At 71.3% G+C, this 14,369-nt stretch carries 15 protein-coding genes; 2 read left to right on the top strand and 13 right to left on the bottom strand.

The annotated features are described in order from the left end of the window. Window positions 1-39: 39 nt before the first annotated feature. The 4 genes from OG562_RS10775 to OG562_RS10760 all read right to left on the bottom strand — a co-directional run bounded on the left by OG562_RS10775 (window position 40) and on the right by OG562_RS10760 (window position 4,631). Window positions 40-1,122, bottom strand: coding sequence for a PDR/VanB family oxidoreductase (locus OG562_RS10775; protein ID WP_266396174.1), 1,083 nt, complete (start codon window positions 1,120-1,122; stop codon window positions 40-42). Beyond that, on the bottom strand, window positions 1,122-2,057 hold the full coding sequence (locus OG562_RS10770; RefSeq protein WP_266396173.1) for a metal-dependent hydrolase: 936 nt from the start codon (window positions 2,055-2,057) through the stop codon (window positions 1,122-1,124). Before OG562_RS10770 ends, OG562_RS10775 begins: the two co-directional genes overlap by 1 nt. Window positions 2,058-2,106: 49 nt before the next feature. Continuing rightward, window positions 2,107-4,032 carry a hypothetical protein gene (locus tag OG562_RS10765; protein WP_266409175.1) on the bottom strand — a complete coding sequence of 642 codons (1,926 nt, stop codon included), beginning with the start codon at window positions 4,030-4,032 and terminating at the stop codon, window positions 2,107-2,109. Window positions 4,033-4,130: 98 nt separating this feature from the next. Then, window positions 4,131-4,631, bottom strand: a complete 501-nt coding sequence (locus OG562_RS10760; RefSeq protein WP_266396172.1) for a tetratricopeptide repeat protein — start codon at window positions 4,629-4,631, stop codon at window positions 4,131-4,133. 99 nt (window positions 4,632-4,730) lie between these two features. Between OG562_RS10760 and OG562_RS10755 the strand changes: the two genes are divergently transcribed. Then, window positions 4,731-5,180, top strand: coding sequence for a hypothetical protein (locus OG562_RS10755; protein ID WP_266396170.1), 450 nt, complete (start codon window positions 4,731-4,733; stop codon window positions 5,178-5,180). 119 nt (window positions 5,181-5,299) lie between these two features. On the opposite strand, the gene OG562_RS10750 is transcribed toward OG562_RS10755, so the two are convergent. The 9 genes from OG562_RS10750 to OG562_RS10710 all read right to left on the bottom strand — a co-directional run bounded on the left by OG562_RS10750 (window position 5,300) and on the right by OG562_RS10710 (window position 13,860). Then, entirely contained in the window at window positions 5,300-6,844 is a 1,545-nt protein-coding gene (locus OG562_RS10750; protein ID WP_266396168.1) for a DUF1996 domain-containing protein, read from the bottom strand. A gap of 172 nt (window positions 6,845-7,016) precedes the next feature. Next, window positions 7,017-7,673, bottom strand: a complete 657-nt coding sequence (locus OG562_RS10745) for a response regulator transcription factor (RefSeq protein ID WP_266396166.1) — start codon at window positions 7,671-7,673, stop codon at window positions 7,017-7,019. Then, entirely contained in the window at window positions 7,658-8,938 is a 1,281-nt protein-coding gene (locus tag OG562_RS10740) for a histidine kinase (RefSeq protein ID WP_266396165.1), read from the bottom strand. The genes OG562_RS10745 and OG562_RS10740 overlap by 16 nt, the downstream gene beginning before the upstream one ends. 52 nt (window positions 8,939-8,990) lie before the next feature. Then, window positions 8,991-10,028, bottom strand: coding sequence for an NAD-dependent epimerase/dehydratase family protein (locus OG562_RS10735; RefSeq protein WP_266396163.1), 1,038 nt, complete (start codon window positions 10,026-10,028; stop codon window positions 8,991-8,993). A gap of 77 nt (window positions 10,029-10,105) precedes the next feature. Further along, window positions 10,106-10,702, bottom strand: coding sequence for a winged helix-turn-helix domain-containing protein (locus OG562_RS10730; RefSeq protein WP_266396162.1), 597 nt, complete (start codon window positions 10,700-10,702; stop codon window positions 10,106-10,108). A gap of 82 nt (window positions 10,703-10,784) precedes the next feature. After that, on the bottom strand, window positions 10,785-11,012 hold the full coding sequence (locus OG562_RS10725; protein ID WP_266396161.1) for a hypothetical protein: 228 nt from the start codon (window positions 11,010-11,012) through the stop codon (window positions 10,785-10,787). A gap of 108 nt (window positions 11,013-11,120) precedes the next feature. Continuing rightward, entirely contained in the window at window positions 11,121-12,149 is a 1,029-nt protein-coding gene (gene glnII / locus OG562_RS10720) for a glutamine synthetase (protein WP_266396160.1), read from the bottom strand. A gap of 572 nt (window positions 12,150-12,721) precedes the next feature. Next, on the bottom strand, window positions 12,722-13,411 hold the full coding sequence (locus tag OG562_RS10715; protein ID WP_266396159.1) for a hypothetical protein: 690 nt from the start codon (window positions 13,409-13,411) through the stop codon (window positions 12,722-12,724). A 62-nt stretch (window positions 13,412-13,473) separates the two neighbouring features. Beyond that, a complete protein-coding gene (locus OG562_RS10710; RefSeq protein ID WP_266396158.1) occupies window positions 13,474-13,860 on the bottom strand; it encodes an arsenate reductase family protein in 387 nt (128 codons plus the stop codon). Window positions 13,861-14,044: 184 nt separating this feature from the next. On the opposite strand from OG562_RS10710, the gene OG562_RS10705 reads away from it, so the two are divergent. Beyond that, complete coding sequence (locus OG562_RS10705) at window positions 14,045-14,359, top strand: hypothetical protein (RefSeq protein WP_266396157.1); 315 nt, start codon at window positions 14,045-14,047, stop codon at window positions 14,357-14,359. The last annotated feature ends 10 nt before the right edge of the window (window positions 14,360-14,369 follow it).

Here is a 14,369-nt window from a genome sequence, read left to right as displayed (position 1 = left end):
CGAACGGACCGGATCGGCCCAGGTGTTCACCCGACTCACTCACATGTCCAGCACCAGTCGCCCACTTCGCGCACGCGAGACGCAGATCAGCATCGAGTCACCGCGTTCCGCGTCCGTCAGCAGCTCGTCCCGGTGGTCCACCTCGCCCTCCAGCACCCGCTGTCGGCAGGTTCCGCAGAAACCCTGTGCGCAGGAGTAGACGGTGTCCGGCAGCTCGGCGCGTACCGCGGCCAGTACGGACGTGTCGGCGGGGACCGTCAACACCCTTCCGCTGCGCCGCAGTTCCACCTCGAAGGCCTCGCCGCCACGCAGGGCGTGCGCCGCGAACCGCTCCAGCCGAACCCCCGGCGCCCGCTCCTGCACCGCAGCCATGAGCCCCTCCGGCCCACAGCAGTAGACGGCCGATCCCTCGGGCGGATCAGCCAGCGAAGCGTCGAGATCCGGCCGCCCCTCCACCACCGTCACGCGGCCCCCGCCGAGCTTCTCGATCTCCTCGAGGAACGGCATCGAGGCCCGCGTGCGCCCGGCGTACAGCAGCCGCCAGTCGGCGTCGTCGGGCAGGGCCCGCAGCATGGCCAGGATCGGCGTGATGCCGATGCCCCCGGCGACGAAGACGTACGAGGACGCCGTGACGAGCGGGAAGCGGTTGCGCGGCCCCCGCACCTCGACCTCCGTCCCCTCCCGCAGTTGCTCGTGCACCTCGCGCGAACCACCCCGCCCGTCCGGCACCAGCCGGGCGGCGACCGTGTAGGAGGAGGCGTCCGCCGGGTCCCCGCACAGCGAGTACTGGCGCACCAGCCCCGACGGCAGCACCACATCGACATGCGCCCCCGGCTCCCAGCCCGGCAACCGCCCACCCTCCGGCCGCCCACCCTCCGGCCGCACCCCCTCCAGCCGCAGTCGCACGACCCCTTCGGCGACCGTCTCGCGCGAGGTCACCGTCAGCCGCAGCGCCCGCGACCGGGGCCGCCCGGAGACCGGCTCCTCCAGGGCGGGCATCGGCCACAGCGGCGAGGCCTGGATCCGACGTCGCATCGCCCGCCGGGCGAGCAGCGCGGCTCCGGCGAGGGCGGCCAGGGCGAGCGGTTTCGGCAGTTTCGGCAGGTTCGGCAGGTTCGGCATCAGAGCGTGCCCTTCTCCGCGGCGAGCGCGGCCAGCGCGGCGGGGGAGGAGGCGAGATAGGCGACGGCCTGCTCGGTGGAGCCCTCCTGCGAGGGGTGGTAACCGCGGCTCAGATAGCGGGGAACGGACTTCAGCAGAGCGCCGGTGGCGGGCAGCGTGCCGCGTCTGCCGCGGACGTAGAAGGCCCGGAAGGAGGCGCGGCCGTCGACGAGCGTCGGGTCGTTCTCCATGAAGAAGCGCGCCCCGCGCTGCCACAGGAACACCAGGGTCGCGAACGCGGTCGCCCAGGTGCGCACCCGCCGCCGGTAGCCGCCGTCGACGTGCATGAAGAGGTCGAAGGCGACGGACCGGTGCTCCACCTCCTCCGCGCCGTGCCAGCGCAGCAGGTCCAGCATGGTCGGATCCGCGCCCCGCCGGTCCAGGGCGTCGGCGTTGAGGACCCAGTCGCCGAGGAACGCGGTGTAGTGCTCGATGGCCGCTATCAGCGCCACCCGCTCCATCAGCCACCACTTCCGGGCCCGCCCCGGCGGGAGGGTGCGGTCGCCGAGCAGCTTCTCGAAGAGCCAGTCGACCTGCGCGGTGTACGGCGTCGGGTCGAGCCCCTGCTCCTTCAGATGCGGCAGTACCTCGTCATGGGCTTGGGAGTGCATGGCCTCCTGGCCGATGAACCCGATGACGTCCTCGCGCAGCCGCTCGTCCCGTATGTACGGCAGCACCTGCCGGTAGACGTGCACGAACCAGCGTTCGCCGGCCGGCAGCAGCAGGTGCAGCACGTTGACGGTGTGCGTGGTGAAGGGGTCTCCCGGCACCCAGTGCAGGGGAGTGTCCTCCCAGGAGAAGGACACCTTCCGCGCTGTGAGCGGGACGCGCTCGCCCTGCTTGGCAGACCCTGGCTCGCCAGACCCCGGCTTGTTGGACCCCGGCTTGTTAGACATGACGTCAATGTACTGATGGGTAGGGCGAGGGTGAAGCCCCTTGGCCGGATCAGTGCAGCCCGGTGACCGAACGCCCGTTCTTCAGCGTGCCCTTGAGGCCCGCCTGCGCCCCCTGCCGCGTGCGCACCGCCAGCAGACTGCCCTCGGCCGAGCCCTTCACCGCGCCCGTCGTGCGGATCGACCCGGTGTTCTTGTCGCCGGCCGCGAGGAGATACCAGGAACCGCCTTCCGACTTCCACAGCACGCCGGCCAGCACCTGCGGATCGCGCGGCCCGCACGCCGGCACGTCCCCGGCCTTCGCCGCGACCGCCCCGAACAGCCCGCCCGGGGTGTGGAACTGGGCCAGCACCCGGCTCCCGTCGCCCCGCCAGGTCTCGGCCCGCGTGCACACCCACTGCGCCGAGCCGCTCGCGTCGGGCAGCGACTGACGTGCGTACGCCCACGCGTTGACCGTCCGCACACCCTGCCCGCGCACATCGGCCAGGGAGCAGGCGAACGGCGCCCAGGTGCGCAGCGCCGCCGCGCCCGTCGCCTCCTTCGGCGCGGTCGGCCGGCCCGCGGTGAGCCGGGCGGGGACGAGCTCGCCGAGGTCGCTCAGCAGGTGGGCGCCGGAGGCGTCGGTGAGCTGGAGCACGTTCCACGTCGTGCAGGTCCCGGTCCGGGTGGCGGGGCTGGCCAGCGGCGAGGTGATGCCGTCGGTCAGCGTCAGGTCCATCACTCCGGCGCCCGGCTTCGACAGGTCCCGCTCGGCCGCCTCGGTCACCCAGGGGGCCGTCAGATAGCGGACGTTGCCGTCGGCCCGGTTCAGCACCAGCGCGCCGGACTCGGCGCCGCTCGCGCCGTCGACGCGCGCGAAGTCGAGCGCGGCCCCGGCCGTGCCGTCCTTCGGTTCGGCGTACCGGGCGATGCGTAGACCGTCGTAGAGGATCACCACGCGCGCGTTGTCGGCGGCGCCCGCGTAGAGGAGCTGGGGCGGGCCCGCGGGGCCGCCGGAGGGGGTGTCGGGGGTGGCGGAGACCTGGACCCGCTCGCCGGGGCGGGCCCAGACGGCGAGGGCGCGGCGCAGCAGCGCGGTGTCGTGGGTGAGGCCGCCGCGTGCGGGCCAGACGGAGAAGTCGGTGCGCGCGGAGGTCTTCCAGGCGACGGGGGAGACCTTCAGCAGCCGGCCCGGGTCCAGAGCCGCCTCGGCGGCCGGGTTCTTCGCATACGCCGGGGCGGCCGCGCCGTCGGGGCCCCAGCCGCCGCCGGGCAGCGCGACCAGCGCACCGCACACGGCGAGGGCCGCCGCGGCGGCGAGCGCGGCCCGGGCGTGCTGGCGGCGGCGCATCAGATCGGTGGGCCGGGCCTGCAGGGAGCAGGGGTCGAACTCGGGGGAGTCGAGCAGCGCGTACTGCGCGGCGGGCACCTCGTCGGCCTCGCGCAGCGCCTCCTCCACGTCCTCGACGCCCGCCTCGGCCAGCACCTTGCGCACGTCGCCGTCGGGGAGCTTCTCCAGACCGCGCAGGACGTAGCCCGCGCGGGCCGGGCCCGAGAGGGCGGACAGCCGCTGGTCCAGGGCGAGCTCGTCGGCGCCGCCGGAGCGAGGGAACAGCCGCAGCCCCCACACCTGCGGAAGCACCGGCGGCAGCTGGGCGCGCCGGGGCCACGCCCGGCGCCGCAGCGGCAGGCCCGCCTCCAGCGCCGTACGGATCACCTGGAGGCGGACGTAGGCATAGCCGGGGTCGCCGTCGCGGCCGGTGGACTGGGCCGGGATGACGGGGGCCGAGGCGCGGCCGCGGGGCAGGGCGCGCTGGGCGAGGGCGTGGGCGGTCAGGACGCGGCGGCCCCGGCCGAGACCCGGCGGCAGCACCAGGTAGGCGAGCCGGACGAGGCGCGGATAGTGCTCGACGAGCGCGGCCTCGGCCTGCTCGACGTCGACGATCCGGTCGGCGCCGGAACCGGGGGCGGGGCGGGGGGCGACATCCTGTGACTGCACGTCCAGCAGAACGAGCGACACGGTGGATGGTCACCGCCGCCCGGGTGGGCCGAGCCTCCGGGCGCGGGTGAGGTCGCTCCTCCGGGCGCGGAGTGAGGTCAGTCCTCCGGTTCCACCAGGGCGCGCGCGTAGTTGGCCATCGAGCGCTGGTAGCGGGGCAGATGCGGGGCCAGGGCGCCCAGGACGAGGGACAGGCCCTCGCGGTCGCGGCCCAGACTCGACAGACAGAGCGCGAGGCAGGCGCGGACGGCGTCGTCCAACTCGTCGGAGGGGCCGTCCAGTTCCGGCGTCAGCAGCTTGACGCCCTCCTCGGCCCGGCCGGTGTTGCGCAGCGAGCTGGAGAGCTGGATCTTGGCGCGGCGGCCCTTGTAGCCGTCGAGGCCCCGGGCGAGCGCCTCCCGGTACAGCGGGACCGCCCGGTCCGAGTGGCCGGTGGAGTCCCAGGCGCAGGCCTGCTCGAAGGGGCCCAGCGCGCTGTGCTCGGGCAGTTCGGCGACGAGGGCGTCGATCACGGCCCGGAACTCCGCCGCCCTCTCCTCCGGATAGTCGTCGAAGGTGGCCCAGGCGGCCGTCACGCGATCTTCCCAGTCTTGGTTCACCAGCACACTTTCGCACGCCCGTGCCCGGATTTCACCGGTATTTTGAGCGGACCGCACGCGGGAGCCGTATCCAGAACGAGGCTCTTGCAGGGAGGACTGATGAAGGTGACCCGACCGATGCTCGCGGCGGCCGCCGCCGCGGCGGCGCTGATGCTGGCGGGGTGCGGCTCCGGAGGATCCCAGAAGGCCGAGGTGTCCGTCCCGGTGACGGCGACCGGCAGTCTGGAGCACCTGGCCGCCGAGGTGAAGTGCACGCCGAACATGCAGACCGACGCCGACGAACTCCGTCAGGCCATCTGCAAGACGGCCGCGGGCAAGTTCCTTCTGCTGACCTTCGCCACCGACCGCGGCCAGCGCGAGTGGCTCAACGGCGCCAAGGACTACGGCGGCCACTATCTGGTCGGCCGCAAGTGGGTGGTCGTCGGTGAGGAGACCACCACGGTGACGACGCTGCGCAAGACGCTCGGCGGCGACATCGAGGAGGGCACGGACCACTCGGCGCACGCGTCGCACGATCCGTCCGCGAGCGCGTCGCACTCCGCGCACTGACACTCCGCGCACTGACACCTCCGCGGCAACGCGGCAACGCTGAAGGCCGGCGGTGAGGAAATCCTCACCGCCGGCCTTCAGCGTTCGTGCCGGGCGTTCAGGCTGCTACGGGCAGGCCGTCACTGGCACTTCTTGCCGGTGTTGATGCAGTTGACCATCTTGTTCATCAGGTTCGTGGAGAAGAAGTTGATGAAGTCGTTGTGGTCGGTGATCGGCTTGTGCAGGTTCTCCGGGAAGGTGTCGACCGCGTAGGCGTTCTTCACCACACCGTTCTGGATGGTGGGGGTCGGAACGTTGTAGACCAGACGGACCTGGAGCTGCGGGATCGCCTTGAAGCCGTTGGCGCAGGTGCCGTCGGCGGCGGCGAACGCCACGTGCGTGCGGTGGTTGGCGCTGTCGATGTTCTGACCGTCCCAGCAGCTCTGGAAGTTGGTCGTGCGCACCACCTGGCTGCCCTGCGGGCAGATCGGGTACTGGGTCTCCAGCTGCACCTTGTTCTCGAAGCCGGTGCAGCTCCAGTTCACGTTGGCGTTGGCGTTGCCGTTGACGAAGGCCTTGGCGTCACCGGTGATGATGCGCAGGGCGGTCGGCATCGCGACGACGGCGCCCTTCTTGTTGCCGACGAACTTCAGCTGCGCCTGGGCGGGCTGGAGGATCTTGCCGACGTTGCCTTCCTTGCCGCCGCCGTCGTTGTTCTGGTCGAAGTCCTGCGAGCCGTCCTGGACACGCAGCACCGGCCAGAAGTACGAGGACTTGTCGCCCTGGTTCTGGCAGCTGGTCTGGGCCGCCGCCAGTTCCTGGTCGCTCGCGAAGGCGTCGTTGCTCTGGTTGCCGACGTAGTCGTGCAGGTGGTGCGCGCCGTTGGTGACACCGGGGGCCACGATCACGTTGTCCGTGTTGTGGTTGTCGTTGCCGTTGGTGCCGCACTTCGTGGTGAAGCTGCCCTTGGAACCGGTGTTGCCGTTCGCGGGGAGGCCGTTCGCGCCCACGCCGAGCTGGGCGTTGGCCTGGACCTTGGTGATGTCCACGAAGTCCGCCGCGGTCGGGCCGTTGCCGCCCTGGCCGTTGGCGCCGGCCTGCGCAGCACCGCCGTTGTTCTGCTGGCCGCCGTTGTTGTTCTGGCCATTGTTGTTCTGGCCGTTGTTCTGCTGACCGTTGCCCGCCTGGCCGGCGTTGGTGTTGGCATTGGCCGCCTGCGTGGTGCAGGCCGCGAGAGAACTCAGCGCCGTGTTGAACTGACCGCCGACGCGCTGGATGTCGATCCGGATTCGGTCGATCGTGGCGGCGCGCTTCTCCTTGAGAGGGCCGACGATCGCGTTCTGGACGAACCCGGCGTCGTTGGTCTGAGCCTGGCGGGTCGAGGCGAGGCGGGTGTAGGCCTCGGTGATCTGCTTGTCGAGGTTCGCCAGCTCGGTGGCCACGCCCTGACGTGCCTTCTCGGGCACGTTCGTCAGCTTCTGCCCCACGTCCGGGCAGGAGATGGTGGTGACCTGCGCAGCCGCGGTGGCGGCCTTGGTCGAGTTCTGACCCGAGCTGGTCGATTCGTGCGCCGAAGCGTAGAAGTTCGCCCAGATCAGCCCGCCCCCACCGAGCGCTAGGGCCGCCGATGCGGCTATGGCCTTGTTGGCCATCGACGAGCGGCGTTTACGTATGTTGCGTCCCATGGAACTCCTCTGACTTCCTTGCGGGGCAGCATCGAGGCGCCCGACAGGAGTGAAGCTGCCCCCTCCTTTACGCACGCCGTACCGGGGGTGTTCAGCGGTCTCAGAAATTCATGAGAGGGCCATAGGGACAATTCAGCCTCAACGCTCGCACAAGGCACGGGAGTTACGGTGGTCACCGGTCCCGGTCCAGATAGGCCAGCACCGCCAGTACCCTGCGGTTGTCGTCGTCGGAGACCTCCAAACCCAGCTTCACGAAAATATTCGCGGTGTGCTTGGCGACGGCCCGCTCGGTGACGACCAGTTTTGCGGCGATCGCCGCGTTCGACCGGCCCTGCGCCATCTGCTCCATCACCTCCAGCTCCCGGGGCGTGAGCCGGGCCAGCGGCCCCTGGTCGTCGCCCGAGCGCCGGGCCAGCAGCTGCTGGATCACCTGCGGGTCCATCGCCGTGCCGCCCGCCGCGACCCGTCGTACGGCGTCCACGAACTGCTCCGCGTCGAAGACCCGGTCCTTCAGCAGATAGCCGACCCCGCCGCTGCCGTCGGCGAGCAGCTCGCGCGCGTACAGCTGCTCCACGTGCTGGGAGAGGACCAGCACCGGCAGCCCCGGCTTCCTTCGGCGGGCCTCCAGGGCGCACTGCAACCCCTCGTCCGTGTGCGTGGGCGGCAGGCGTACGTCGACCACGGCGACGTCCGGATCCAGCTCGGCGAGCGCCCGCTCCAGCTCGGGCCCGCTCTCGACGGCGGCGGCGATCTCGAAGTCGTAGGCCTCGAGGAGTCGTACGAGCCCGTCCCGCAGCAGGAAGAGGTCTTCGGCTAGGACAACACGCAAGGGATCTCCATGGTCACCATGGTGGGGCCGCCCGCGGGGGAGCTGACGGCCAGGACGCCGTCGAATGTACCCAGCCGCCGCTCGAGCCCGGCCAGCCCCGAGCCGGCCCCGATCGCCGCGCCGCCCCTGCCGTGGTCGGTGACGGAGATCCGCAGACAGCCGTCCGCGTGGTGCAGGTCGACCCAGATCCGGTCGGCGCCGGAGTGCTTGACCGCGTTGGTCAGCGCCTCGCTCACCGCGAAGTACGCGGCCGACTCCACGGGCGCGTCCGCACGGCCCGTGCCGAGCTCGACGTTCACCTCGGTGGCGACCGGCATCCGCAGCGCCAACGCCCTTACGGCGTCGCCCAGTCCACGCTCGGCCAGCACCGGCGGGTGGATGCCGCGCACCAGGTCGCGCAGTTCGGAGAGCGCCTCGGCGGAGGACCGGCGGGCCTGCGCGAGGATTTCCCTGGCTTTCTCCGGGTCCTTGTCGAGCAGCGTCTCGACCGTGCCGAGGTCCATGCCCATCGCCACCAGCCGGGCCTGCGCCCCGTCGTGCAGATCCCGTTCGATGCGCCGCAGTTCGGCGGCGGAGGTGTCCACGGCATCCCGTCGGGTCCGGGTCAACACCCGCACCCGTTCCGCCAGTTCGGCCTGGCTGGGAGCGAGTACGGCCCGGGTGAGCCGGAAGTGGGCGTCGAGCGCGGGAACGGCGAAGCGGCGGGCGACGAGGAGCAGAGCGGCTCCGATGACGCCGGCGCCGGCCGCGGCGCCCTGGTCGTCGACCGGCAGGAAGCCGTACCAGTACGCCTCGCCCGCCCCCTCCTCGACGACCCGCCACAGCCCCGCCGCCAGCGAGAGCCCCAGCAGCGGGTAGAGGACGAGGACCGGCGGAAGCAGCGCGGTCACGAACCCCGCCGTCATGTCCACCTGCAGCCAGCGCAGATCCCGCCAGGTCGCCGGATCCCGCAGCAGCGCGTAGGTGAGCTTCCAGGGGTTGGCGGTCTCGGGCAGCGGCCGGTACGCCGACGGGATGCGCACCCCGCCCCACGCGGCGGCGAGCCTCCGCCGCCGGTCGGCGTAGGCGCGCACCCCCTTCACCACATAGGGCGTGGTGAAGGCCCCGGCCCCGATCGGGATCAACGCCATGGAGACGAGGGAGAGGACGAAGCCCACGACGGCCAGCGGCAGCGACACCACGGCCAGCGCCAACCCCCGCCAGGCGGCGGACAGCGTCCCCCGCGTCCTCGAACCGCCGTCGTCGCTCTTCGTTGTGGTGTTCATGGCGTCAGTCTGGCCGAGGGCGGAGCGGGGGTCACTGGCCCGAAGCCCCCGGTCAGGAGGTGGTGCCAGATACACCCCCGGTCGTATTTCCGGCGGTCGCGAGCACCTTCGCCTCCACCTCCGGATCGAGGCCCAGCGGCGGCCTGTCCGGGCGGCGCGGGGCCGTGCCGCCGATGTCCCGCAGCCAGGCCCAGGTGTCGGCGACGGTCTCCCCGACCGGACGGCAGGACAGCCCGGTCGCGACCGCCCGTGAGACGTCGGCGCTGTGCAGCGCGTCGTGCATGTCGGTGCCCGGGGGCACCCACACGGGCAGCTGCGTCCACGGCTGGACGCCCGCGTCGAGGATGATCTCGGGCTCGGTCCAACGGAGTTCGGCGGACGGTCCGGCGACCTGGACGCACGCCTCCAGCAACTCGCCCATGGTCGCGTGCCCTTGCGGGCTCAGCAGGTTGTACGGCCCGCTCAGCTCCCGCTCCACGGCCCCGAGGATCCACTCGGCGAGGTCGCGGACGTCGACGTACTGCAGGGGCAGCTCGCGCGGGCCGGGGGCGAGGACCGGGCCGCCGCGGGCCATCCGGCCCAGCCACCAGGGGAGTCGGCCGACGTTCTCGTACGGGCCGAGGATCAGTCCGGCCCGTACGAGAACGGACGTCTGCGCGCCGAAGGCGTCCACGGCGGCCAGCTCGCCGCCGCGCTTGTCCCGGGCGTAGTCGGTCTGCCCGGCGTCCGGTTCGGCGCCCTGGACGACGGGCGCGTCCTCGGCGTATCCGGCGGGCGGGGCCCAGTCGTACACCGAGCAGCTCGACACGTACACATACCGGCGGGCGCGGCCCCGCAGCAGCCGCGCCGCCTCGTGCACCGCGCGGGGCGCCGCCGACCAGGTGTCGACGACGGCGTCCCACTCGCCCCGGTCCTCGGCCAGGGCGGCGAGCCCGGCGGGCGCGGTGCGGTCGCCGGTCAGCGAGCGGGTCCCGGGGACGGGACCGTGCCGCCCCCGGTTGAGGACCGTCACATCCCAGCCGCGCCCGAGGGCCGCCTCGACGACGGCCCGTCCCGCGAACTCCGTACCGCCCAGCACCAGAAGTCTCATACCGGTGACTCTGCCCGGTCCGCCCACGGCAGGGAACCGCGCTATGCCGTGGGCAGAGGGACAGCTGAGCGGACGGCTCAGCGGCTGGTCGGCGGGGTGAACTTGTAGCCGACGCGGCGCACCGTCTGGATCGACTGGCGGTGCTGTGCGCCCAGCTTGCGGCGCAGCCGGGCGATGTGGACGTCGACCGTGCGGCCGTCGCCCACATGGCCGTAGCCCCACACCGTGGTGACCAGCTGGTCGCGCGTGTGCACCCGGTTCGGGTACGCGACGAGATGCGCGAGCAGCTCGAACTCCAGGTAGGTGAGGTCGAGTTCCTGCCCGTCCACCTGGGCGGTGCGCTGCACGGAGTCGATCCGCACGAGCGGCCGGCCGGCGCCCGTCTCCGGGGAGAGGGGGGCCGGGGAGACGGGGGCCGGCTGGTCCGGCACCGCCACCGGCAGGAACGGCGGCTGCTGGTCGGCCGGGACGAGCACCAGGTAGCCGATCATCGGCGGCTGACCCGGCAGCGTGGGCAGGGTGTGCTGGGGAGCGGGCAGCCAGGTCGCGCCCGGCGGCAGGAAGTCCGCTACGTCGACCACCTCGTCCCGGTCCACGGCACGCAGACGATGCCGGGCCGGGCTAGACGGGGCGGTACGGGTGGGGGCGGTGGAGAGAGAACGAGTGGTCGCCATGAGAGGTCAGCTCTTTCGCGCGAGGAGTTCGTCGGAAGGGACGTACGTCGTGCGCGCTGGCCGAAGGCCGGGGTGTACGGCTTTAGAGGGCCGGCGCGTTCATCGCGCGACAACACACCCGGTCGAAGTCGTGGTGCTGACGGGTAGGCCAGAACGGCTCGAGGTCATGGCGACCCGTCGCGGTGTACTTCTGGAAGCTGGCCATGACCTCATTGAAGCAGACACACGCCCGCAACAGCAGCCTTCTCTCACAGCTTGGACGCTTCCTTGCCTTGAAGCCTGCCTTGAAGCCTGCCTTGAAGCCCGCCATGAAGCCTGACGTGAAGCCCGACTTGAAGGACGTCGGCCGCATGCGGAAGGGGCGCCCACCGTGACGGTGGGCGCCCCTCCGGAGAAGAACCTCAGCGAAGAACCGGGATCAGACCTGGCCGGCCTTCTCCAGCGCGGAGCAGCAGGTGTCCACGATCAGGCGGGTCACCAGGTACGGGTCCACGTTGGCGTTGGGACGGCGGTCCTCGATGTAGCCCTTGCCGTCCTTCTCGACCTGCCACGGGATACGGACCGACGCGCCGCGGTTGGAGACGCCGTAGGAGTACTCGTTCCACGGGGCGGTCTCGTGCAGACCGGTCAGACGGTCGTCGATGCCGGCGCCGTAGTGCTTGACGTGGTCGAGGGGCTTGGAGCCCTCGCCGAGCGACTCGCACGCGGTGATGATCGCGTCGTAGCCCTCGCGCATCGCCTTGGTGGAGAAGTTGGTGTGCGCGCCCGCGCCGTTCCAGTCGCCCTTGACCGGCTTGGGGTCGAGGGTGGCGGAGACGCCGAAGTCCTCGGCGGTGCGGTAGAGCAGCCAGCGGGCCACCCACAGGTGGTCGGAGACCTCGAGCGGGGAGACCGGGCCGACCTGGAACTCCCACTGACCGGGCATGACCTCGGCGTTGATGCCGGAGATCGCGAGGCCGGCGGCCAGACAGTTCTCCAGGTGCGCCTCGACGACCTCACGGCCGAAGATCTCGTCGGCGCCGACACCGCAGTAGTAGCCGCCCTGGGGGGCCGGGAAGCCGCCCTTGGGGAAGCCGAGCGGGTAGCCGTCCTGGAAGAACGTGTACTCCTGCTCGATGCCGAAGATCGGCTCCTGGCCCGCGAACTTCTCGGCGACCTCGGTGAGCGCGGCACGCGTGTTGGACTCGTGCGGCGTCATGTCGATGTTGAGGACCTCGCACAGGACGAGGATGTCGTCGCCGCCGCGGATCGGGTCGGGGCAGGTGAAGACCGGCTTGAGGACACGGTCCGAGGAGTGCCCCTCGGCCTGGTTCGTGGAGGACCCGTCGAAGCCCCAGATCCCCAGCTCCTCGCCCTTGGCGTCGTCCGCCAGGATCTTCGTCTTGGAACGGAGCTTGGCCGTCGGCTGGGTGCCGTCGATCCAGATGTACTCAGCCTTGAAGGTCACGGGCCACTTCCTTCGGGGGTGTGTCTAGACGCACTTGCGGGTGCTGCGGCGCTGCGGCACTGGGGCGCCGCCTGTTTGCCCGAAAGCTTGTCAACAGGCGATTTCCCGATCATTGCTCGAATGTGAACCCCGTGTTACCTGGTGGTTCTGTGGTGCGGCTCACGGTGTGAGGACGCCGGCCCGGCCGGAAGTTGCCGTTCGCGGTCGCAGACGGGGGCGCGGGCGGGGGCGGACGGCGTCTCGTATGCGATGGGAATGCGGGGGGCCGCGAGGGGTACGCCCGCCTCGGCCGGCGTCGAGCCGTCGCCGGGCCCGAGCGCTCGCCGTTGCGGTTCGCGAACTGAGGGAGGGGAGGGGAGGGGAGGGGAGGGGAGGGGGCTGCGGTCCCTGGATGTCCCGGCCCTGAACATGTCCCGGCCCTGAGCACGGGCGGCCATGAACATGGGTCGGCCCTGAACATGCGTCGGTCCTGCCGCTCGTGGCCGCGAGCAGCAGGACCTTTGACACATGACACGTACACGGTGGCGGCCGACGCGGGCCGCCGCCTCACAGAGCGCCTCGGCGGTCGAGCCTCACCCCACCTTCTCGATCACTGCCCGGCGGATCAGGAACTTGCCGGGCTCACGCACCTGCTCGAAAGCCGCGTTGTTGAGCAGCGCACAGCTGCCGGAGACCGAGGTGACCACCACGGTCGTGGACTTGTTGTTGTCCAGGTTGGTCACCTTCAGCTTGGTGCCCGCCGGGAACTGGTTGCTCGACGCGGCCGGGGCGCCGGCCTCGCCGGAGAGGGTGACCGTCGAGCCCTTGCAGACCTGCTGGCCGGAGGCGGCGCCGCCGTTTCCGGTGCTACCGGTGTTTCCGGCCGGCGCCGAGGCTGCCGGCGCGGAAGCGGCCGGGGTGGAAGCGGCCTGCGAGGGCTGCGTCGACTGGGAGTCCTGAGCCGACTCCCCAACGACGCATCCCGACGCCTTCTGCTGCACCTTGATCTGCGCGATGACGGCCTCGCGGTTGGCGATCCGGGCCTCGGACTGCGCGTCCGGGGCGGCCCGTTGGCCGTCGATGAACTTCTGGTTGTTGCCGAGGGCGGTCGCCAGGCCCTGGCAGACCGTCGAGTTCGCGGCGGACAACGTCTGAGGGTTCCCGGACGTCTGGGCGGCGTTCGAACTGTTCGCCATCACGAAGGCGCCGCCGCCCGCGACCGCCGCCGCGCTGACGAGCAGCGCGAGCTTCTTCTTCGTACCGACTGTTCTTCTGCGCGACATGCGCGCCTCCTGAGAGGTAGGGAAGCGTACGTCGCTAGGTACGAGATATCGAACGCGGTTACTCAGGCGTCACGAGAGTCTGTGGATGTGATGCGCGTCACGGCATCACGTACGGCCTCCTCCGTGCGACCCACCACGGCCGTACCGTCGTCCGCGGTGATGATCGGGCGTTGGATGAGCCTCGGGTGCTCGGCGAGCGCGGTGACCCAGCGCCCGCGCGAACCGGCGTCCCGCGCCCACTCCTTGAGGCCGAGTTCCTTGGCGACGTCCTCCTGGGTGCGGGTGATGTCCCAGGGCTCCAGGCCGAGGCGGTCGAGTACGTCCCTGATCTCGTCCTCGCTCGGCACGTCCTCCAGATAGCGGCGGACGGTGTAGTCGGCGCCCTCGGCGTCGAGCAGGCTGATCGCGCTGCGGCACTTGGAACAGGCGGGGTTGATCCAGATCTCCATGAGGGTCACGGTAGCCGGAGGTTCGGACGGGCCCGGAAACCCGTTCTCCCCGTGCGTCACTGGGACCCCGAAAGCCCCTGTGACCAGGGGCAATTGTCAGTGGGGGACGGTAGAATAGAAGCAGTGTTCGAGGGTTCCACCGGAGGTTTCCGGACCGGGCCCTGACCGCGACAGGAGGATGCCCGTGCCCGCTGCCGCACTCCAGCAGAAGCCGTTGCCGACCCAGTCCACCGCGAAGCGATCCGTCCAACTCGACCTGCCGTACGTGCCCGTGGCGAAGCGGCCGTTGCCGCCCGGGCGTCCGCGTGAGTGGTACGCCACGCACAACCGGCGTCTCAAGGCCATGCGCCTCGCCATCGCCCTGCTCGACCTGGGCGTCTACATGCCGAACCAGGCCCAGAACGAGAAGATCCGCAGCACGGCGGAGCTGATCGGCGTCCATCCGCCGTCGGACACGACGTGCCACATGGTGCGGGCGTTCATGAGGTACAACCGCTGAGACGCGCCGA

The organism is Streptomyces sp. NBC_01275 (assembly GCF_026340655.1).
Classification (GTDB): Bacteria; Actinomycetota; Actinomycetes; order Streptomycetales; family Streptomycetaceae; genus Streptomyces.
The sequence above is the reverse complement of the archived record's forward strand: the minus strand, read 5'-3'. Positions and strand labels throughout refer to the sequence as shown.

Coding starts and splice junctions, on each gene's coding strand:
- OG562_RS10710 (WP_266396158.1), bottom strand. CDS start 13,860: ATGGAGATCTGGATCAACCCCGCCTGTTCCAAGTGCCGCAGCGCGATC.
- OG562_RS10770 (WP_266396173.1), bottom strand. CDS start 2,057: ATGTCTAACAAGCCGGGGTCCAACAAGCCGGGGTCTGGCGAGCCAGGG.
- OG562_RS10775 (WP_266396174.1), bottom strand. CDS start 1,122: ATGCCGAACCTGCCGAACCTGCCGAAACTGCCGAAACCGCTCGCCCTG.
- OG562_RS10750 (WP_266396168.1), bottom strand. CDS start 6,844: ATGGGACGCAACATACGTAAACGCCGCTCGTCGATGGCCAACAAGGCC.
- OG562_RS10740 (WP_266396165.1), bottom strand. CDS start 8,938: ATGAACACCACAACGAAGAGCGACGACGGCGGTTCGAGGACGCGGGGG.
- OG562_RS10715 (WP_266396159.1), bottom strand. CDS start 13,411: ATGTCGCGCAGAAGAACAGTCGGTACGAAGAAGAAGCTCGCGCTGCTC.
- OG562_RS10730 (WP_266396162.1), bottom strand. CDS start 10,702: ATGGCGACCACTCGTTCTCTCTCCACCGCCCCCACCCGTACCGCCCCG.
- OG562_RS10735 (WP_266396163.1), bottom strand. CDS start 10,028: ATGAGACTTCTGGTGCTGGGCGGTACGGAGTTCGCGGGACGGGCCGTC.
- OG562_RS10755 (WP_266396170.1), top strand. CDS start 4,731: ATGAAGGTGACCCGACCGATGCTCGCGGCGGCCGCCGCCGCGGCGGCG.
- OG562_RS10725 (WP_266396161.1), bottom strand. CDS start 11,012: ATGGCGGGCTTCAAGGCAGGCTTCAAGGCAGGCTTCAAGGCAAGGAAG.